The 18,939-nt window shown below is 68.0% G+C and carries 17 protein-coding genes and 1 tRNA gene; 5 read left to right on the top strand and 13 right to left on the bottom strand.

Annotated elements, in window-relative coordinates:
- Positions 1-18: 18 nt before the first annotated feature.
- A complete protein-coding gene (locus tag AC07X5_RS30710; protein WP_494773239.1) occupies positions 19-1,386 on the top strand; it encodes a matrixin family metalloprotease in 1,368 nt (455 codons plus the stop codon).
- A gap of 48 nt (positions 1,387-1,434) precedes the next feature.
- Here AC07X5_RS30710 and AC07X5_RS30705 read toward each other — a convergent pair whose 3' ends face one another.
- Complete coding sequence (locus AC07X5_RS30705; protein WP_494773238.1) at positions 1,435-2,133, bottom strand: hypothetical protein; 699 nt, start codon at positions 2,131-2,133, stop codon at positions 1,435-1,437.
- A gap of 205 nt (positions 2,134-2,338) precedes the next feature.
- Between AC07X5_RS30705 and AC07X5_RS30700 the strand changes: the two genes are divergently transcribed.
- Positions 2,339-3,439: a helix-turn-helix transcriptional regulator gene (locus AC07X5_RS30700; RefSeq protein WP_494773237.1), complete on the top strand. Its 1,101-nt coding sequence runs from the start codon at positions 2,339-2,341 to the stop codon at positions 3,437-3,439.
- Between the two features lie 95 nt (positions 3,440-3,534).
- On the opposite strand, the gene AC07X5_RS30695 is transcribed toward AC07X5_RS30700, so the two are convergent.
- Positions 3,535-5,922: a glycosyl hydrolase family 18 protein gene (locus AC07X5_RS30695; RefSeq protein WP_494773236.1), complete on the bottom strand. Its 2,388-nt coding sequence runs from the start codon at positions 5,920-5,922 to the stop codon at positions 3,535-3,537.
- 242 nt (positions 5,923-6,164) lie between these two features.
- Between AC07X5_RS30695 and AC07X5_RS30690 the strand changes: the two genes are divergently transcribed.
- Entirely contained in the window at positions 6,165-7,250 is a 1,086-nt protein-coding gene (locus tag AC07X5_RS30690) for a helix-turn-helix transcriptional regulator (protein WP_494773235.1), read from the top strand.
- Between the two features lie 66 nt (positions 7,251-7,316).
- Here AC07X5_RS30690 and AC07X5_RS30685 read toward each other — a convergent pair.
- From AC07X5_RS30685 to tolB, 5 genes are all read right to left on the bottom strand, one after another.
- Positions 7,317-7,392 (bottom strand) — tRNA-Lys (locus AC07X5_RS30685).
- Positions 7,393-7,447: 55 nt separating this feature from the next.
- Complete coding sequence (locus AC07X5_RS30680) at positions 7,448-8,263, bottom strand: tRNA threonylcarbamoyladenosine dehydratase (protein ID WP_494773253.1); 816 nt, start codon at positions 8,261-8,263, stop codon at positions 7,448-7,450.
- Positions 8,264-8,331: 68 nt separating this feature from the next.
- Complete coding sequence (gene ybgF, locus AC07X5_RS30675) at positions 8,332-9,126, bottom strand: tol-pal system protein YbgF (RefSeq protein ID WP_494773234.1); 795 nt, start codon at positions 9,124-9,126, stop codon at positions 8,332-8,334.
- Positions 9,126-9,677, bottom strand: a complete 552-nt coding sequence (gene pal, locus AC07X5_RS30670; protein ID WP_494773233.1) for a peptidoglycan-associated lipoprotein Pal — start codon at positions 9,675-9,677, stop codon at positions 9,126-9,128. Before pal ends, ybgF begins: the two co-directional genes overlap by 1 nt.
- A 44-nt stretch (positions 9,678-9,721) precedes the next feature.
- Positions 9,722-10,990 (bottom strand): Tol-Pal system beta propeller repeat protein TolB, encoded by a 1,269-nt coding sequence (tolB, locus tag AC07X5_RS30665; protein WP_494773232.1) that lies wholly within the window; start codon positions 10,988-10,990, stop codon positions 9,722-9,724.
- Positions 10,991-11,218: 228 nt separating this feature from the next.
- On the opposite strand from tolB, the gene msbA reads away from it, so the two are divergent.
- Entirely contained in the window at positions 11,219-13,039 is a 1,821-nt protein-coding gene (gene msbA / locus AC07X5_RS30660) for a lipid A export permease/ATP-binding protein MsbA (RefSeq protein WP_494773231.1), read from the top strand.
- An 8-nt stretch (positions 13,040-13,047) separates the two neighbouring features.
- Here the strand turns inward: msbA and AC07X5_RS30655 are convergent, their stop codons facing one another.
- From AC07X5_RS30655 to mltG, 6 genes are all read right to left on the bottom strand, one after another.
- A complete protein-coding gene (locus AC07X5_RS30655) occupies positions 13,048-13,737 on the bottom strand; it encodes an ankyrin repeat domain-containing protein (protein ID WP_494773230.1) in 690 nt (229 codons plus the stop codon).
- Positions 13,734-14,540 carry a TatD family hydrolase gene (locus tag AC07X5_RS30650; RefSeq protein WP_409963460.1) on the bottom strand — a complete coding sequence of 269 codons (807 nt, stop codon included), beginning with the start codon at positions 14,538-14,540 and terminating at the stop codon, positions 13,734-13,736. The genes AC07X5_RS30655 and AC07X5_RS30650 overlap by 4 nt, the downstream gene beginning before the upstream one ends.
- A gap of 63 nt (positions 14,541-14,603) precedes the next feature.
- The gene (locus tag AC07X5_RS30645; RefSeq protein ID WP_057206042.1) at positions 14,604-14,963 is read right to left on the bottom strand and encodes a PilZ domain-containing protein; all 360 of its coding nucleotides are present in this window, start codon (positions 14,961-14,963) and stop codon (positions 14,604-14,606) included.
- Positions 14,964-14,980: 17 nt separating this feature from the next.
- Positions 14,981-15,997 (bottom strand): DNA polymerase III delta subunit-related protein, encoded by a 1,017-nt coding sequence (locus tag AC07X5_RS30640; RefSeq protein ID WP_494773229.1) that lies wholly within the window; start codon positions 15,995-15,997, stop codon positions 14,981-14,983.
- Positions 15,994-16,677 carry a dTMP kinase gene (tmk, locus tag AC07X5_RS30635; RefSeq protein WP_494773228.1) on the bottom strand — a complete coding sequence of 228 codons (684 nt, stop codon included), beginning with the start codon at positions 16,675-16,677 and terminating at the stop codon, positions 15,994-15,996. Before tmk ends, AC07X5_RS30640 begins: the two co-directional genes overlap by 4 nt.
- A 68-nt stretch (positions 16,678-16,745) precedes the next feature.
- Positions 16,746-17,738, bottom strand: a complete 993-nt coding sequence (gene mltG / locus AC07X5_RS30630; protein WP_494773227.1) for an endolytic transglycosylase MltG — start codon at positions 17,736-17,738, stop codon at positions 16,746-16,748.
- Positions 17,739-17,787: 49 nt separating this feature from the next.
- Here mltG and ygfZ point away from each other — a divergent pair, with 49 nt between their 5' ends.
- Positions 17,788-18,705 carry a CAF17-like 4Fe-4S cluster assembly/insertion protein YgfZ gene (gene ygfZ, locus AC07X5_RS30625; protein WP_494773226.1) on the top strand — a complete coding sequence of 306 codons (918 nt, stop codon included), beginning with the start codon at positions 17,788-17,790 and terminating at the stop codon, positions 18,703-18,705.
- Positions 18,706-18,939 lie beyond the last annotated feature (234 nt).

Below are 18,939 nucleotides of genomic sequence, written 5' to 3'. Positions count from 1 at the left end.
AATAAACCCGACACCACCATGGCCACCGTTTCCGACCTCCAGAACATCCGCTTCTCCGGCAACCCGCAGGCCGACTCCCTGCTGGAGAACCCTGCGCCGTGGAATTTCTTTCCCGATGGCCGCAAGGTTCTGTACTACACCTTCGACGTACGGGCCGGCAGCGTGGCCGACCAGGATTCCAATACGGCGCTCACGGCGTTCAACATCGGGCAGGTGCAGTCCGCCCGCCAGATCATGGCCTACGCAGGCCAGGTCACCGGCATCACCTTCACCGAAGTGAGCAGCTCCGCGCAGGCGGACATCCATTTCGCGGCCACCAACCTGCAGGGCCCCACCACCGCCGGACTGGCTTCATCGTTCTACAACTACGGCTATTCCGGGTCGGAGCAGACGCTGACCTCCCTCAACGCGGAGGTCGTGATCTACCTGGACAACGTCGAGCACGCCCGCATCAACAACACGCCGAATGCCGGCACCGTGGGCTACGAGGTGCTGCTGCACGAAGTGGGCCATGCCCTGGGCCTGGCCCACCCCTTCGATTCGCCACGGCCCCTGCCGGCCTCGCAGGACAACACCAACAACACCGTGATGTCGTACACGGATGCAGGCTCGCCCAAGACCACGTTCCAGGCCTACGACCTGCTGGCGCTGGACTGGATCTACGGCCGCGACGGCCTGGGTGGCACCTATGGGTTCAACTCGGCCAATGGGCCGACGCTGACCTTCTCCACCACCCCGACCACGCCCACGGCACCCACCACTCCGACGACCCCGACCACGCCAACCGGCACGGCGGGCGCCGACATCTTCGTCAGCACCAATGCCAACGAGTCCTTCAACGGCCTGGGTGGCCTGGACACCCTGATCGCCCGGGGCAACCGCGGTGACTACGCGCTGCAACCCACGAGCGCCAGCGGGTGGACGCTGGGTGACGGGGTTCCCAACCGCGATGGCCTGGACACCCTGCTGCAGATCGAGCGGATCAAGTTCGCGGACGGTTACGTGGCGCTCGATCTGGACGGGGCTGCCGGTACGGCCGCACGGATGCTCGGCGCGCTGGTCGGCCCCGCCGCACTGAACAACCGCAGCCTGGTGGGCACCGTGCTCAAGGCCGTGGACGCAGGCTCGACCCCCTTGCAGGTGGCGCAACTGGGACTGAACGCCTTGCTGGGCGCCTCGGCCACGCCCGAGCAGGTGGTGGGCCTGCTCTATGCCAACCTGACCGGCATTGCGGCCGATGCCGGCACGGTCCAGGCGCTGGCAGGCGTCATCAAGTCGGGGGCCTACACCAATGCATCGTTCGCAGTGGCTGCGGCCAACCTGGACCTCAATGCCGCGCACATCAACCTGGTCGGGCTCAGCAGCCAGGGGCTGGAATACCTCTGAAGCCGTTGGGCCTGCCCCAGCCGGATGGGCCCCCCGCAGGCCTGTCCATCATTGGCACTGCGCCAGGCGCGACAGCCAGTACAGCATGTCAAGGCGTTGCAGCGCCGGATCGGCCTGGGCCTGGTAGACGTAAACGCTGGGCATGACGAACGCGGGGTTCTCGACATCGGCACCCACGCAGATCGCCCCCTTGGCATAGCAGCGCAGGTGGTAGGGCGGCACGCTGGAGGTCATGGTCGAACTGGTCAGCAACTGGGGAAAGGTCCTTTCGGCCCAGTCAAGCACGCAGTCCAGCGGCTCGGAGACGCCGGTGCCGCCCAGCCCCCGGAACTCATAGGCCGCATGGGGCTTGAAGACATTCAACTGGGATACGCGGCCCCCCGGGCCCGAGGGCGTAAAGCGCACCAGGGCCGAACACACAGCCCCCGGCTGCAGCAAGGTGTTGCTGCAGCCATCCGACTCCGCGGGGATGGTGAAGTCGCGTGAAATGACCACCGTGCAACCGATGCCGACACAGAGCGGCGAGACCGCTGCGGTGCTGGAGATCACCTTGCCCAACTGCACGGGAGACGGGCCGCGGTTGGCCACCTTCAGGCTTTGCGTGGCGGATGAATGCACAGCCACCTTGCCAAACTCGAAGTCGCCCACAGGTTCGATGATTTCTACCTGGGCATGCACCGCCAGGCACGCCAGGGAGAGCGCGCCGGCGGCGGTCCGAGATTTGCGGGAAAACAGGACGGATGTCACGTCAGCTCCTGGTGGGTGGTAATCGATGGAAGTGCCCGGCACGAACCAGGCACCAGAATGCATGCCAGCCCAAGTTACCCGTGAACCCGGCGGCGCGCCCCACCCAGGGGGGATGGGGTGTTGCAGGCGGCCCGCACGCGGCGTTGACCGGGTGCCAGGCGGCTTCTAGATTCGCGGCCTTCCATTCCTTGTTTTTTTACCCGCCATGCCCTCCGCTACCCGCCCTGACCGCCATGCCCTCGCACGCCTGCACCGCCTGGCCAGCCTGGAGGCAGGCGGCATGCAACTGATCGAGCCCGTGTTGCAGGAGTTGCGCCGCGTGGTGGGTTTTGACTTCGGCTGCATGCTGTACCCGGGCAGCGATGGCGAGCTGATGAACTACGCACAGGAGCCCATGCAGTCCGTGGCGCAGGACTACTTCGACGCGCGCATCCTGCGCAGCGAGCGCCAGGTGCTGGTGCGCAGCCCGCGCGATTTTGCCGAGGTGGTGCGCCACGAGCACGGCCCCCGGCTGATGCGCGAACACATGGCAGTGTCCATGGCGGAATTGCAGCGCAGCGACTACTACGAGGCGGTGATGCGCGCTACCGGAGCAAAGGACTACATGAGCCTGGTGCTGCGTACGCCGCAAGGCATCGGTCTGGGTGTGATCCATCTTTTCCGGGATGCGGCCACCGGCTTTTCCGCGCAGGATGCCGCCCTGCTGGCCCGGCTGGAAGCCCACCTGGCACGCGCACTGCAGGAGGGCGAGCGCGATGCCGAGGGCAGCGAGGTGCACAGCCAGGGAGTGCTGGTCGCCACGCCGCAGGGGCGGATGATGTGGCTCTCGCCCGAGGCCGAGACCTTGATGCCCCAGGCCTTCGGCTGGGGCTGGCGCCGCGGCGCCCAGTTGCCCCCCGCGCTGCAGGAATTGCTGCGGCGGCTGAACGCGCAGCAGCCCGAGCAGCCCGAACTAATGGCCCTGCCCACGATGGAGCTGCTCACGGCGCAGGGCCGGTTCTCGCTGCGCGCCACGCACCTGGCCCCGGCACCCGAGGCCCGGCAGGACCGCCAGGCCGTGGCACTGCACATCACGCGGCGCGTGGCGCGCGGCGTGCGGCTGCTGTCGGCGCTGCAGAGGCTGGGCCTGCCGCAGCGCCAGCACGAGCTGGCCTGGTGGCTGGCACGGGGCCTGCCCGAATCGCAGATCGCCCAGCGCATGGGCATCAGCCTCAATACCGCCGTGTACCACCGCCGCCAACTCTACAACCGGCTGGGCGTGATGGGGCGCGAAGAGCTGCTGGCGCAGATTGGCGGGAAAGCGTGAACTAATTCACGAATGCACACCGAATAGCCTTTTCGCAAAAAAGCCCCCGGTGCCAGGACGCACTGGGGGCTTTTGCATGGCGTGCAGCGCCGGGATCAGGGCACCAGCACGGTCACCGCTGCCGACCGCGGCCCCTCGTTGCCCGCCGCATCGAGCATGGCCACCTGGTAGCTGTGGCTGCCGCTGGGTGCCGAGGCATCGGTGTAGGTGGCGCCGCTGGCCACGGTGGCGATGGCCACCCCGTTGCGGTACACGCGGTAGCCCGAGGCGCTGGCCGCCATGAAGGCCTGCTTGACGGCCTGCATCGGCGGGTTGGTGCCCCCCTGCTGGGGCAGGTAGCCGTAGTTGATGGTCCACACCAGCGTGCCGCCCAGGCCCTGCTCATGCACCCATTTGCCTTTCTCGGCGATGGAGCGCTCGTCCTCATAGCTCAGGTAGGTCACGGGCGCATCGCTGGCACGCCACCAGGGCTGGCTGTAGCTGATGTAGCTTTGCTTGGCCACATCGTCCCAGTGGTAGACGGCGCCCGGCTGGCCGAAGGCGTTGTCCTCCAGCAGGCGCCGGTAGTTGTTCACCCCGTCGCCACCGTTGGAGCCGCTGGTCGCGGCCTGGCGCGGGCCGGTGACGGGGTTGTTGTAGAACAGGCCGTACAGGCCCACGCCGATGCCCAGCTTGGAGCGCGGCACGCCCGCGTTCAGGTAGGCCTGCACGGTGGAGGCGATGGAGGTGGGATGGCTTGGGGCCGCACCGAACAGCGGCGAGTGGTGCCAGGACAGCCAGCCGCCGCCCCAGTCCCCGGCCATGCTGTAGGTCATGAGGTTGAAACGGTCCACCGCGTGGGCCACTTCCACGTGCCAGGGCAGGATCTCCTGGAAATTGGTGTTGACCCAGAAACCGGGCCAGCTGATCTCGAACGGGCTGGCCTGGTAGCGCGGGCGCTGCTGGGCAGCCGTGCGCAGCTCGCGCAGCAGCGCCAGCGCCTGGGCGCGGCCTTGCGCGGTGTCCAGGTTTTCCTCCCAGTCGATGTCGGCACCGTCGTAGCCCTTTTGCTCGGCCTTGTCGAGGATGTTCTTGATGAAGACCGCACGGATCTGCGGATTGGCCGTGGCAGCCATGAAGCCGGGGCCGTCGAATTCGCCGCCGATCATCATGATGGCCTTGGTGCCGGCCGCATGGGCCTTGGCGATCAGGGCATCCTCCGCCATCGTGTGCGCGGTGCCGGCCCCCTCCATCAGCTCACCCGCTAGGCCACCGGGCAACGACCCCAGGCCGGGCGCATAGCGGCCGAAGATGAAATGCGTCATGGTGCCCATGTCCACGGCCTCGGGCGGGTAGTTTTCCCAGAACCAGCCGGTGTAGTAGCCGTTGACCCACTTGCCGCTCTTTGTCACGGGGTTCCAGTCCAGCCGCACGCCCTGGGGTGTGGCGCGCGCCGTGAGGCCGCCGACCGGCGGGCGCGGGTTGACGGCATCCACCGCGACCTGGGCCGTGGCCGTCACGCTTTGCCCCGCGCTGTTGGCGCAGGTGAGCGTGTAGGACGCGCTGGCCTGGGGCTGCACCAGTTCGCTGCCCTGGAACGCGCGCGCGCCAGTCCATCCGCCCGACGCGGTGCAGCTGGCGGCATTGCTCGCACGCCACGCCAGGCGGGTGCTGTCACCCACGGCGATGCGGGCGGGCGTGGCCGCGAAGCTGTCGATGGTGGGCAGTTGCTGTGGCGGGGCATTGCGCACCGCCACCGTGGTCGAAGCGCTCACGCTGGCACCAGCGGCATTACGGCAGCTGAGGCTGTAGGTGGTGGTGGCACCCGGGCTCACGCTGGTGCTGCCGCTGGTGGGCCGCTCGCCACTCCACCCGCCCGAGGCCGTGCAAGCTGTGGCGTTGTCCACGTTCCAGCCCAGGGTGCTGCTGCCGCCCAGATCGATGCTGCCGGGCTGGGCCACGAAGGAGGCAATGCGCGGTGGCGCGGGCGGCGCCGGCGCCGTGTTCTCCATGACCAACTGCGCCAGGCCCTCGCCGCCGGCTTCGAAATACTCCATGCGCACCGCGTGCGGGCCGGCCGCCAGGGGCACGGTGGCGCTGTCCATGGTGATGCCGTGCCGGGTCCAGTTGTCGATCACGCGCTGGCCATCGACCGACACGCGCACACCGTCGTCGGTGAAGGTGATGAACCGGGTCGCCCCCCCGTGGAACGCAAGCGTCGCGGTCCAGCGTGCCGAGAACCCGTCCACCGGCAGCTTTGCCGGATCCGGACTGCCATTGCGGCCAGTCCAATAGTGATCGATGGGGCCGGCTTCGCAGCGCTGCAGCGCGGGTGCCCCGGACAGGTGGATGTTGGGAAAATACTCGGCCAGCCACTGGCCGGGTGTGCACTGCAGCTGCGCCATGGCCTGGCTGGCGCCAAGCAGCAAGAGCGAGGCGGCCAGCCAGCGTCGCAAGCAGGTTGTCAGGGCGCGACCAGGGGCCGCGGCATCAAGGGCAGTCATGGAGAAACTCCTTGGAGGATGGATGGGGACAAGGGAAATCGGAAGGCATCCGGACCCGCAGGCAAGGCTTGCGCGGCACCGTGACCAGGATGTGCTTCATCGGGGCGCAGGCTACAGGCCCGCAGCGGCGCGCACCCCACCCTCGGCGGATAGGGTGTTGCGCCGGTGTGTTGACCCTGCGCGGCACGGCCCCTAGATTCGGGGTCTCGCTCCCACGACCGCCTCACCGGACCGCAGCCGACATGCCCTCGCCCAGTTCCACCCAGCAAGCCTTTGCACGCTTGCAGCACATGACCCGCATGGAAGCGGGCGGGCCACCCATGATCGTCCCCCTGCTGGAGACGCTGCACGGTGTTCTCGGCTTCGACTCCAGTGCATACATGTACCCTGCGGATGGAGGTGAGCTGGGGGTGCACATGGAGGTGCCGGCCGTGCAATCGGTGGTGGCCGACTATTTCGACGCGCGCATCCTGCGCAGCGAGCGCCAGGTGCTGGTGCGCAGCTCGCGCGACTTTGACGGAGCGGTGCGCCACGAACAGGGGCCCCAACTGCTCGACCAGCTCGTGCGCGTACCCATGCCAGAGCTGCAGCGCAGCGACTTCTACAACGTGGTGATGCGACCCATGGGGGCCGTGGACTGCATGAGCCTGGTGCTGCGCACCCCCGACGGCGAAGGCATAGGCACGCTCAAGTTCTACCGCGACGCGGCATCGCCGGCCTTCGGGCCCCGCGACGCTGCATTGCTGGCGCGGCTGGAGCCCTATCTGGCGCACATTCTGCAAAGCGGCGCGCAAGGCACTGCAGCCAGCGAGGCGCACAGCCAGGGCATGCTCATCACCACTCCCCAGGGGCGCTTGCTATGGCTGTCGCCCGAAGCCGAGGCTCTGCTGCCCCTGGCCTTCGGCTGGCGCTGGCGGCGCGGCGCAGGGCTGCCCCAGGAACTGCACGAACTGCTGCAGCGCCTGCAAGGACAGCACCTCCCGGGGCTCCCCACCAGGGAGCTGCGCACCGTGCACGGCCATTTTTCGGTGCGCGCGACCCCCATGAAAGCCGCCACGGGCATGGGCCAGGCGGTGGGGATCTACATCACGCAGAGCGTGCCGCGCGAGGCACGCCTGCAGGCCTTGCTGCAAACCCAGGGGCTGTCGCAGCGCCAGCAGGAGCTCGCGTACTGGCTGGCACTCGGGTTGCCCGAGTCCCAGGTCGCTGTGCGCATGGACATCAGCGCCAACACCGTGGTCTACCACCGGCGCCAGCTCTACAACAGCCTGGGCGTGCAGGACCGGGGGGAATTGATGGCGTGGCTGACGGCCCGCCAGGGCGGTTGACCCCCTCGCCGAGAGCACAAAGCAAAAAGCGCTACAGCCTTGAGAGCTGCAGCGCCTTGCGGATCTTGGTGGGACGTGCGGGGGTCGAACCCACGACAAACGGATTAAAAGTCCGCTGCTCTACCAACTGAGCTAACGTCCCATCATTGCAACGCCAGCGGTTCATTGCTGAACTGCAGATGCTGCAAAGCCTCAGATTATAGCTTGGTTTTTGGCACTTTTTGCGGACCGACCGCCAGACGGTCGATCACCCACCCTGCCGCGCACTGACCGAAGGTCGCCGTGACGGCCACCACCGAGCCGTAGCCATGGCAGTTGAGCGAGCCATCACCGCCGGCTTCGACCGTGCACGAGGCATCGGGCTGGGCCACCGCTTCGCGGCTGAACACGCAGGTGATGCCGATCCTGCGGCCCTCGCGCGGGGCCCCATGGTGCTTGCGCAACTGGTAGCGCATCTGCGCGAGCAAGGGGTCGTGCGTGGTGGCGGCGAGGTCCTCGATGTCCACCTTGTGCGCCTGGCGCTTGCCGCCGGCCGCGCCCACGCTGATGAAGGCATGGCCGCCAGTGGCGCGGGCCCACACCGCCATGGCGGTCTTGGCCTTGATCTGGTCGCAGGCGTCGATCACCGCATCCACCGGGTCGCTGCCCAGCAGCTGCGGCCAGTTGCCGGGCTCCACGAACTCGTCGATGCAGCGCACGTCGCATTCGGGGTTGATGAGCGCGATGCGGTCGCGCATGGCCTCGATCTTGGCCTGCCCCACCGTGGTGGACAGGGCATGGATCTGGCGGTTGATGTTGGACTCGGACACATGGTCCAGGTCCACCAGGGTAAGCCGCGAGACACCGCTGCGCGCCAGTGCCTCGGCCGACCAGGAGCCTACGCCGCCGATGCCGACCACCACCACGTGCGAGGCACGGATGCGCCTGGCACCTTCCACGCCATACAGGCGCTCCAGCCCGCCAAAGCGGCGCTGCGTGACCTCGTCATGCGCATCATCGCCAAACGGAACCATGGGCACAGGAGCGAGTACTTCGCTCTCGGCCAACGATTCCGGTGCTTCGGGGATCGCGTCCTCGGTGCTCACTTCATGCGGGCCAAACGTTCCTTGGCAGCCATGGCCGCCTCGGACTGTGGATAGGCCTTGACCAGGTCTTCCAGCGTCTTGCGCGCGGCGCGGGCGTCCTTGAGCTCCACCTGGCAGTTGGCGATCGACAGCGCAGCTTCAGGCGCACGCGCATGCGTGGGCGCCTCGGCCAGCAGGGCCTTGAAGTTGTTGATCGCTTCCTTGTAGTCGCGCGCCGCATACTGGCCATTGCCCAGCCAGAAGCGGGCCGAGGGCACGTAGCCGCTGCGCGGGTACTGGCGGATCAGGTTGCCGAAGGCCTGGTTGGCCTCGGGAAACTTGCCGGCGCGGAAGATGGCGAGCGCAGCCTCGAAGTCCTTCTTCTCGGCGGCATCGGCCTGGAACTCCAGCCCGTCCACCGTGACCTTGACCGGCTCGAACTGCCGCAGCCGCTCGTCCACGCCCTGGGCGATGTCCTTCTGGCGGCGCTGCAGTTCACCCACCTCGCGCGTCAGTTGCTCATTCTGGCCCTGCAGGCGCGCGTTCTCGCTGCGCAGGGTTTCGATCTGGGTCTGCAGTTCCAGCAGAGCCCGGCGCAACTGGGCACTGTCCTCGTTGGCACGGCGCAGTTCATCGGCGGTGCGCTGCTGCGACTGCTGCAGCGCATCGACCCGTTGGCGCACCTCCAGGATGGCGCGGCGTGCCTCGCCGTCCTCGAAGATGGCCGCGTGCGCGCCCGGCAGCGCCACGCAGGCCAGCGCCAAGCCTGCGGCCAGGGACCGCAGGGGCTGTGAAAGGCGGAGTGCAGGCATCAACGGTACGACAGCTCGGCGCGGCGGTTCTGCGCGTGCGCGTCTTCGGTGTTACCGGGGGCAGCGGGCTTTTCCTTGCCGAAGCTCACGGCTTCGACCTGGGAATCGGGCACACCGAGCAGGGCCAGCGAACGGCGCACGGCTTCGGCACGCTTCTGCCCCAGGGCCAGGTTGTACTCGCGGCCGCCGCGGTCATCGGTGTGACCTTCGATCATGACCTTGCGGCCATTGTTCGCCTTGATGAAGCGCGAGTGGGCTTCGAGCAGCGACTGGAACTCGGACTTGATGACATAGCTGTCGTAGTCGAAATAGACGATGCGCGCCACGCCCACGGGGCCTTGCGCGTTGGCGCCGGAGCCTGTCAGGTCCAGAGGGGCCACGGTGCTCTGGCCAGTGTTGCCGGTGTTGGCTCCGGTATTGCCGCTGCCCATGGTCGAGCTGGCGCCCTTGTCTTCCACTGGCACGTCGTCGAGCTTGACACCGGAGCTGCAGCCAGCGACGAGGGCGGTGACGGTCAGAGCGAGGGCAAAGCGTTTGAGTTTGATGTTCATCCAAAATTCTCCTGGAAACTAGATTGTGAAAAGTGCTGAAAAGTTCATTGCTTCTGGAACGGGCCCCAATCGGGCTCGCGGATGTCTCCAGGCTGGCCGGCCAGGCGCGCCTTGATTTTTCCGTCCAACGTGGTGGTCATGAGGGCTTCGCGGCCCTGCTGCTGCGTGGCGTACACGATGAGGCGGCTGTTGGGTGCAAAGCTGGGGTTCTCGTCGGCCGAGGTGTCGGTGATGGCGGTGACGGTGCCTGAGGCCAGGTCCATCACGTGCAGTTTGAAGGCCCCGCCCACGCGGGAAATGTAGGCCAACCACTTGCCATCGGGGCTGATACTGGGAGAAATGTTGTAGGACCCGGTGAAGGTCACGCGCTCGGCGCCGCCGCCGCCCGCAGGCACGCGGTAGACCTGCGGCGCACCGCCCCGGTCGCTCACGAAGTAGATGCTACGGCCGTCGGCCGAGAACATGGGTTCGGTATCGATGCCCGCGCTTTGCATCAGCCGCCTGGGCTCGCCGCCATTGGCGTCGATCAGGTACAGCTGCGAGCCGCCATCGCGGCTCAGCGTCACGGCCAGGTTGCGGCCATCGGGCGACCAGGCCGGCGCGCTGTTGGAGCCGCGGAAGTTGGCCACCAGCCGGCGCCGGCTCGTGGCGACTTCGTGCACGTAGACCACAGGCTTGCGCGATTCGAACGACACGTAGGCGAGTTGCGCGCCATTGGGCGACCAGGCCGGCGAGATGATGGGCTCGGGGCTGGTCAGCGCCGACTGCGCATTCTCGCCGTCGGCATCGGCCACCCACAGGCTGTAGCGGCCACCCGTCTTGGTGACATAGACGATGCGGGTGGAAAAGATCCCGCGTTCGCCGGTGAGCTTTTCGTAGACGAAGTCGGCAATGCGGTGGGCCACCAGACGCAGGTCGGCTTGCGACTGCACGAAGCTCTGGGCACCGATATCCTGGCCCTTGACCACGTCCCACAGCCTGAACCGCACGTCAAAGCGGCCATCGGGCATGCGCGTCACGCTGCCGGTCACCAGGGAATCGACCGCTTTCTGGCGCCACAGCGCCAGATCAGGGCGCGAGGTTTCGTCGAGCACCGCGCCCGCCGTGTCCACCGCGCGGAACTGGCCGCTGCGCTCCAGATCCGCCTGGACGATGGCGCCGATCTTCTGCGGCGCCTGCGCCTCGCCACGGAAGGGGGCGATGGCGATCGGCAACTGGGTCAGGCCCACGCCCGTGACCTCCACGCGGAACTGCGCGAGGGAGGGCAAGGAGGCGGTGCTTGCAAGGGCGGCCGCCAGGACCTGGCGGCGCATGGGATGCGGCAATGCCGCGGGGAGGAATGTGTTGGTGTTGTGATCTGTGGTCATTAGCAGCCGCAGTAGCCGAACAAATGCCGATTGGCAGCGCCGATGTTACACACTGGGGAAGACCCGCTGTGACAAACTGTGCAAGGCCTTGTGGTCAATCGCTGCAGTGCAGCAAGGGCGCGGGCTCAGCACTGGCGCGGCCCGCAGGTCCTTGGCACTTAGAATCCGGGGCACATGCAAGCCATTGACCCCAGCGCCACGGGCCCCGCAGCGCCGCCCGCCCCCACCCTCACCGCGCGCCTGGCGCGGCTTTCCGTGTACTTCGGCAACCAGCGGCTGGCCTGGGGCCTGGCCATTGCGGCCACGCTGGTGGGTGCTGCCACCGAGCCCCTGATCCCGGCGCTGCTGCAGCCGCTGCTGGACCGGGGCTTCACCCAGGGCACCCTGCCGCTGTGGGCGGTGCCCCTGGCGATCATGGGGGTGTTCCTGGTGCGCGGCCTGGCGCAGTTCGTGGGCCAGTATGCGCTGGCGCGCATTGCCAACGAGGGCATGCTGCTGCTGCGCCGCGCGCTGTTCGACCGCGTGCTGGCAGCCGAGATGGGGCTGTTCTCGCGCCAGTCGGCCAGCGCCCTCTCCAACACCGTGGTCTACGAAGTACAGACCGGTGCCACGCTGCTGGTGCAGGCGCTGATGGGCCTGTCGCGCGATGGCTTCACGCTGCTCGCCCTGCTGGGCTACCTGCTGTACCTGAACTGGCAGCTCACGCTGATCGTGGCGGTGGTGGTGCCGGGCGTCGCCTGGATCATGAAGACCCTGTCCAAGCGCCTGTACACCCTGACCAAGAGCAGCCAGCAGGCCACCGACGAACTGGCCTATGTGGTCGAGGAGAACGTGCTGGCCCACCGCATGGTGCGGCTGCACGGTGCGCAGGAGGGACAGTCCTCGCGCTTCGCCCGCCTGAGCCAGAGCCTGCGCGGCCTGGCCATCAAGTCCACCATCGCCTCGGCCGCGATGACGCCGCTCACGCAGTTGCTGGCCGCGGCCGCCCTGTCGGTGGTGATCTGCATCGCGCTGTGGCAAAGCCGCGGCACGCTGGATGCCAAGGACGTGACGGTGGGCGGCTTTGTCTCGTTCATCACCGCCATGCTGATGCTGATCGCCCCCATCCGCCGCCTGGCCGACGTGGCCAACCCCATCACGCGCGGCGTGGCGGCGCTGGAGCGCGGCCTGTCCCTGCTGGGCGACACCGGTGCCGAGCAGGGCGGCAGCTACCGCTCGGAGCGTGCACAGGGCGCGCTCGAGCTGCGCGATGTCTCCGTATCCTTCGGCAAGGACAATGCCCCGGCGCTGGACGATGTGAGCCTGACGGTGGCACCCGGCGAGATCGTGGCGCTGGTCGGCCCATCGGGCGCCGGCAAGACCACGCTGGTGAACCTGCTGCCGCGCTTCATCCCGACCTCGTCGGGACAGGTGCTGCTGGATGGCCATGCGGTGCAAGACTGGGACCTTTCTGCCCTGCGCAGCCAGATCGCCCTGGTGAGCCAGGACGTGGTGATGTTCAACGACACCATTGCCGCCAACGTGGCCCTGGGCCATGCGGTGGATGAGGGCAAGGTGCTGGCCTGCCTGGCCGCCGCCAACCTGGCGGACCATGTGGCCTCGCTCGCCCAGGGCATCCACACCATCGTAGGTCACAACGCCACGCAGTTGTCCGGCGGCCAACGCCAGCGCCTGGCCATTGCGCGCGCGCTCTACAAGGACGCCCCCATCCTGATTCTGGACGAGGCCACCTCGGCCCTGGACACGGAGTCGGAGCGCCTGGTGCAGGATGCCCTGAACCGCCTGATGCAGGGCCGCACCACGCTGGTCATTGCCCACCGCCTGTCCACCATCGAGCATGCGGACCGCGTGGTCGTCATGGAACAGGGCCGCATCGTCGAGCAGGGCACGCATGCCCAGCTGATGGCCAGTGGCGGGCTGTACGCCCGGTTGCAGAGCCGCCCTGCCACGGCAGCCAGGCCGTCCGCAGCGGACGAAGCCGCCAGCGCCGCCTGATCAGCCGGCTACCACTTGCCCGCGTTGGGCTGGCGGCGGCGGATGGCGGTGGCGATCTTCTCGGCCGCCTCGGTGCGGCTCACGCGCATGGCGAAGTCCACGGCGGTCAGGCCCAGCTGGTTCTTGATGGTGGGGTCCGCGCCCTCGTTCAGCAGCAGCTGCACGGCATCGTTGGAGCCGTACTGTGCGGCCATCATCAGCGGCGTGGTGCCGTTGGGTGAGGTGGCGTCGATGTAGGCGTGGTTCTCCAGCAGCAGGGCGATGATGCGCACATGCTCGGCCTTCACGCCCGAGGCCGCGTAGTGCAGCGGTGCCCAGCCTTCCTTGTTCACGTCGGCATCGCGGGCGATGAGCGCCTTCACGGCATCTACATTGCCCTTGAGCGCGGCCATCATCAGCGGGCTTTCGTCGTCGCGGTTGCGCGTCTCCACCTTCAGGCGCCGGTTGGCCATGAGCGCGGCAAACACCTTGAGCGACTCGGCCTGGATGGCCAGGGTCAACCCCACCTGGCCCTTGGGGTCGCGGATATTGGGGTCGAAGCCGCGGCGCAGCAGGCCGTTGACCTCGTCGGCATCGTCGCGCTGCACGGCCGAGAAAAAGTCCTCATACGATCCCGCCCATGCGCCCGCGGCGCCGGCCGCCAGGGCCAGCGCGCCCAACAGCGCCGTACGGCGGCGCAAGCTGCTGTGTGTTCTCATGCGGTCACTCCCTTGAACAATGCTTCAAAATTGCGGCTGGTGGCCTCGGCCACCTCCTCCACGGCGATGCCACGGGTCTGCGCCACCTGTTTGGCCACGTGCGGCACGTAGGCCGGGCTATTGGTCTTGCCCCGGTAGGGCACGGGCGCCAGATAGGGGCTGTCGGTCTCGATCAGCATGCGATCCAGCGGCACGAAGGCCACCACGTCGCGCAGCTCCTGCGCGGTCTTGAAGGTGATGATGCCCGAGAAGGAGATGTAGTAACCCAGGTCCAGCGCGGCCCGCGCCACCTGCATGGATTCGGTGAAGCAGTGGAACACGCCGCCGGCCTGATTGCCGGCGCCGTCCTCACCCTCCTCCTTGAGAATGGCCAGGGTGTCGTCCGAGGCGCTGCGGGTGTGGATCACCAGCGGCTTGGCGCAGGCGCGCGCCGCGCGGATGTGGGTGCGAAAGCGCTCGCGCTGCCACTCCAGATCGGCGATGCTGCGCCCGCCCTTGCGGTCTTCCATGCCGTAGTAATCGAGGCCCGTCTCGCCGATGGCGACCACGCGCGGCAGGGCCGCACGGTCCAGCAGGTCCTGCACCGAGGGCTCGGTCACGCCCTCGTTGTCGGGGTGCACGCCCACCGTGCTCCAGAAGTTGCCGTGCGCCAGTGCCAAGGCATGCACGTCGCCGAACTCCTCCATGGTGGTGCAGATGCACAGGGCCCGGTCCACCGAGGCTTCGGCCATGGCCTGGCGCACGGCAGGCAACTGCTCGGCCAGGCCGGGATAGGTGAGATGGCAATGCGAATCAACGAACATGTGGTTTCAAAATGGAAAAAGCCGACCCGCCTGCGCGGGTCGGCATAGGGCACGGCCGAAGGCTCAGATGGTCTGTGTCGGACGGTCCGAACCCAGCGAAGTTCCGAGCAGCTCCTCGATCTTGAGCTTGAGCTGGCGCGATTTCTCGTCCTTGGGGAACTGGATGCCCACGCCCTGCGTGCGGTTGCCGGCGGCACGGGCCGGGGTGACCCAGGCCACACGGCCGGCCACAGGGTAGCGCTGGGTGTCGTCGGGCAGGGTGAGCAGCACGTACACATCGTCGCCCAGCTTGTAGTCGCGCTGGGTGGGCACGAAGATGCCCCCTTCCACGAAAAAGGGGATATAGGCCGCATACAAGGCCGCCTTTTCCTTGATGGCCAGCTGCATGACGCTGGGGCGGGGGGCGGTGGAGGGACTGCTCATGGGTATTGGGGGCGGCTTCAGTGCCTCGAGTGTAGGGTGTTTCGCGCCTGGGCGACAAGCGCCTCCAGCATGAGGCCGGCATTGAAGGGGTGCTCGGCCGTGCGCGCCGCCTTGGCCAGGGCCTTGGACCAGCGCGTGAGCGGCGCGAGCGGCGGCGGCTTGGGCAGGTCGGCTGGCGCGAAATACCGGGGCGCCGCTCCCACGCTGGCGGCCAGCAGGTCGTGGCAGAGCTTTTGCAACGCATCGATCACCTGGGCGGGCGACCAGTCGCCGAACGCCGTGGCATCGCCGCGCGCCACGGCCTGCGGCAGCAGCGCCCAGGCCTGCGGGGTGCGGCCCGAGCGTGCCAGGGCCAGCGCATCGTCGGGCCGCCCGCCGGCGGCCCGCAAAAAGGCCGGCGCCGCATCGGCGGCAATGCCCTGCCCCTTGAGCCAGGCCAGCATCTCGGGTTCGGCCGGCCAGACCATGGTGTGGCCCAGGCAGCGGCTGCGGATGGTGGGCAGGAGCTGGTGCGCGGCCTCGCTGGCCAGCACGAAGCGCACGTCGCCCGGCGGCTCCTCCAGCGTCTTGAGCAAGGCGTTGGCCGTGACGTGGTTCATCTGTTCGGCCGGGTACACCAGCACCGCCTTGCCGCGCCCACGCGCCGAGGTGCGCTGCGAGAACTCCACCGCATCGCGCATGGCCTCCACGCGGATTTCCTTGCTGGCCTTGCGCTTCTTGTCGTCGATGTCGGCCTGCGCCTTCTCCGACAAGGGCCAGCCCAGGGCCATCATCTGCACCTCGGGCATCAGCACGCACAGATCGGCATGGGTGCGCACCTCGATGGCGTGGCAGCTGCCGCACTGGCCGCACGCGCCATCGGCGGTAGGCCGGTCGCACAGCCAGGCACGCACCATCTCCAGGCCCAGTGCGTACTGGCCCAGGCCGGAGGGGCCCTGCAGCAGCCAGGCATGGCCGCGCTGGGCCAGAAGGGTGCTGCGCTGCGCGGCGATCCAGGGTGCCAGCGGGGTAGCCGTCGTGCCAGCCTCGCTCATGCCAGGTCCTTGGGCGTGGGCACCATGATGGACAGCCAGCCCTTGCGCACGAACACGCTGGTGAGCTGCTGCCACACGCGGTGGCGGTCCTGCGCGGCATCGAGCCGGGCAAAACGCCCGGGCTCCACCGCGGCGCGGTCGGCATAGCCCTGCGCCACACGGCGAAAGAACTCCACGGGCTGGGCCTCGAATCGGTCGGGCACGCGGGCGCCGGCCAGGCGCTGGGCGGCGATCTCGGGCTCCAGGTCGAACCACACGGTCAGGTCGGGGTTGCGCAGGGTGCCGGCACCGGCGCCCGGCACCAGCCCGCCCTGGGCCATGCGCTCCAGGGTGGACAGGGTCATCAGGTCGAACCCCCGCCCTGCCCCCTGGTAGGCAAAGGTGGCGTCGGTGAAGCGGTCGCACAGCACCACATCGCCCCGTGCCAGGGCCGGCTCGATCACGTTGCACAGGTGGTCGCGCCGGGCGGCGAAGATCAGCAGCGACTCGGTCAGCGGGTCCATGGCGTCGTTGAGCACCATCTCGCGCAGCTTTTCGGCCAATGGCGTGCCGCCGGGCTCGCGGCTCACCGTCACCGTGCGGCCCTGTGCGCGGAAGGCCGAGGCCAGCCCCTCGATGTGCGAGGACTTGCCGGCACCGTCGATGCCTTCAAAGGTGATGAAGAGGCCGGGTCGTGACATGAATACCTTGGTTGGGGAAAACTCCGGGCGCGCAGGCCCAACGCCCGCCCCGCCCTTTCACTTTCATATTATTGCTGCTGCCCGCGCTGGTAGCGGTTGACGGCACGGTTGTGCTCGTCCAGCGAAGCGCTGAAGTGGCTGGTGCCGTCGCCCTTGGCCACGAAATACAGGGCCTTGGTGCGCTCGGGCTGCACGGCGGCCAGCAGCGAGGCCTTGCCGGGCATGGCAATCGGCGTGGGCGGCAGGCCGGCACGGGTGTAGGTGTTCCAGGGCGTGTCGGCCAGCAGGTCGCGCCGGCGCAGGTTGCCATCGAACTTCTCGCCCAGGCCGTAGATCACGGTGGGGTCGGTCTGCAGCAGCATGCCTAAACGCAGGCGGTTGGCGAACACGCCGGCGATCTGTGCACGGTCGCTGGCGCGGCCGGTTTCCTTCTCCACGATGCTCGCCAGGACCAGCGCCTCGTCGGCGGACTTGAGCGGGGTGTCGGCGGCACGCTGGCTCCAGGCGGCTTCGAGCTTGCGGTCCATGGCGTGCAGGGCACGGCGCAGCACGGCCAGGTCGCTGGAGCCCTTGGCGTAGGTGTAGGTGTCGGGGAAGAAGCGCCCCTCCGGCGCCACGCCGGGCCGGCCCAGCTGCGCCATCAGCGCCTCGTCCGTCAGGCCTTTGGAATCGGGCTTGAGCTGGTCGTCGCCAGCCAGCGCCTGGCGCACCTGGCGGAAGTTCCAGCCCTCCACCAGGGTGAGCGCGCGCAGCGCCTCCTCGCCGCGCACCAGCTTGGCCAGCAGGCCACGCGGCGTGGTGCCAGGGGGGATCTCGTAATTGCCGGCCTTGATCAGCCGGTCCTGCCCGGAAAAACGGAACCAGGCATAGAGAAACAACGGATCGGTGCGCACGCCAGCGGCCACCGCGTCACGCGCTACACCGCGCGGCGTGGTGCCGGGCTCGATGGCCAGCTCCAGAGGCTCATTGCCCGCCATGGGCAGGGGCTGGTGCAGCCACCAGAAGGCGACACCGCCTGCCGCGATCGCCAGCACCATGACAAAAACCAGTAAGCGTCGCACCACAACCCTGCTGCCTGTAGATAAAGGGAGCGGGGATCATAATTCAGCCATGACCCAGCTTCTCCTGAATGGCATTGCCCCCCTGTCGCACCTCGGCGTGATCCGCGTGGAAGGCGAAGACGCCGCCAAGTTCCTCCATGGCCAGCTCACCCAGGACTATGCCCTGCTGGGCCTGGGCGAGGCCCGACTCTCGGCGTTTCTCTCGGCCAAGGGCCGCATGCAGGCCAGCATGGTGGGCTTCAAGCGCAGCCCCACTGAAGTGCTGCTGGTGATCAGCCAGGACCTGCTGGCCACCACGCTCAAGCGCCTGTCCATGTTCGTGATGCGCGCCAAGGCGAAGTTGACCGATGCATCCGCCGACTTTGCCCTGTATGGTCTGGCGGGCGATAGCGTGGCTTCTGTCGCTGGCGGCGCAGCTCCGGCCTGGACCAAGGCCGAGGTCGGCACCGCGACCGTCGTCCACCTCTACCCGGCTGCAGGCCAGCCGCGCGCCCTGTGGGTGGCACCCTCCTCGGAACCCACTCCCGCCGGCCCAGCGCTCGACCCGGCCCTGTGGCTGTGGAGCGAGGTGCAAAGCGGTGTGCCCACGCTGACCCAGCCCTTGTTCGAAGAGTTCGTGCCGCAGATGCTCAATTACGAGTCCATCGGCGGCGTGAACTTCAAGAAGGGTTGCTACCCGGGCCAGGAGGTGGTGGCGCGCAGCCAGTTCCGCGGCACGCTCAAGCGGCGGGCCTACATCGCGCATGCCGAGCGCGAGGTGGCTGTCGGGGCGGAGGTGTTTGCCGTCAGTGATCTTGAACAGCCTTGCGGGATGGTGGTGCAGGTGGCTGCTGCTCCCAGCGGGGGTTTTGATCTGATTGTTTCGATGCAGATTTCTGCGGCTGAGGGGTCTCTTCAGGTGGGGGCCGTTGATGGTGTGCCTCTCGCATTGCAGCCGCTGCCTTACGCTTTGCTGGACGATATCTGACGTTTGCTGGGGAGGCATGCCGCATGCCTCTGCCGAGGGCGGGAGCCGGGATGTGCTGCGCCCGGCGTGGCTGGTTTGACAGCATGTTTTGCTGAGGGCGGGAGCCGGGTCTCGGCCCGGCGGCCGAGGTACCTTTCTTTGCGTCGCCAAAGAAACATACCCCAAAGAAAGGCGACCCCGCTGCCCGTGTCCCCCTCGCCGCAGGCGAGGGGGCAGCCTGCGATGCTCGGTCCT

The organism is Acidovorax sp. GW458-11-26-14-TSB4 (assembly GCF_059423865.1).
The sequence above is the reverse complement of the archived record's forward strand: the minus strand, read 5'-3'. Positions and strand labels throughout refer to the sequence as shown.

Bases quoted from the DNA above. Each gene is read 5' to 3' on its own strand.
- AC07X5_RS30710 (WP_494773239.1), top strand. From the start codon at position 19: ATGGCCACCGTTTCCGACCTCCAGAACATCCGCTTCTCCGGCAACCCG.
- AC07X5_RS30700 (WP_494773237.1), top strand. From the start codon at position 2,339: ATGCCCTCCGCTACCCGCCCTGACCGCCATGCCCTCGCACGCCTGCAC.
- AC07X5_RS30695 (WP_494773236.1), bottom strand. From the start codon at position 5,922: ATGACTGCCCTTGATGCCGCGGCCCCTGGTCGCGCCCTGACAACCTGC.
- AC07X5_RS30690 (WP_494773235.1), top strand. From the start codon at position 6,165: ATGCCCTCGCCCAGTTCCACCCAGCAAGCCTTTGCACGCTTGCAGCAC.
- AC07X5_RS30680 (WP_494773253.1), bottom strand. From the start codon at position 8,263: ATGGTTCCGTTTGGCGATGATGCGCATGACGAGGTCACGCAGCGCCGC.
- ybgF (WP_494773234.1), bottom strand. From the start codon at position 9,126: ATGCCTGCACTCCGCCTTTCACAGCCCCTGCGGTCCCTGGCCGCAGGC.
- pal (WP_494773233.1), bottom strand. From the start codon at position 9,677: ATGAACATCAAACTCAAACGCTTTGCCCTCGCTCTGACCGTCACCGCC.
- tolB (WP_494773232.1), bottom strand. From the start codon at position 10,990: ATGCGCCGCCAGGTCCTGGCGGCCGCCCTTGCAAGCACCGCCTCCTTG.
- msbA (WP_494773231.1), top strand. From the start codon at position 11,219: ATGCAAGCCATTGACCCCAGCGCCACGGGCCCCGCAGCGCCGCCCGCC.
- AC07X5_RS30655 (WP_494773230.1), bottom strand. From the start codon at position 13,737: ATGAGAACACACAGCAGCTTGCGCCGCCGTACGGCGCTGTTGGGCGCG.
- AC07X5_RS30650 (WP_409963460.1), bottom strand. From the start codon at position 14,540: ATGTTCGTTGATTCGCATTGCCATCTCACCTATCCCGGCCTGGCCGAG.
- AC07X5_RS30645 (WP_057206042.1), bottom strand. From the start codon at position 14,963: ATGAGCAGTCCCTCCACCGCCCCCCGCCCCAGCGTCATGCAGCTGGCC.
- AC07X5_RS30640 (WP_494773229.1), bottom strand. From the start codon at position 15,997: ATGAGCGAGGCTGGCACGACGGCTACCCCGCTGGCACCCTGGATCGCC.
- tmk (WP_494773228.1), bottom strand. From the start codon at position 16,677: ATGTCACGACCCGGCCTCTTCATCACCTTTGAAGGCATCGACGGTGCC.
- ygfZ (WP_494773226.1), top strand. From the start codon at position 17,788: ATGACCCAGCTTCTCCTGAATGGCATTGCCCCCCTGTCGCACCTCGGC.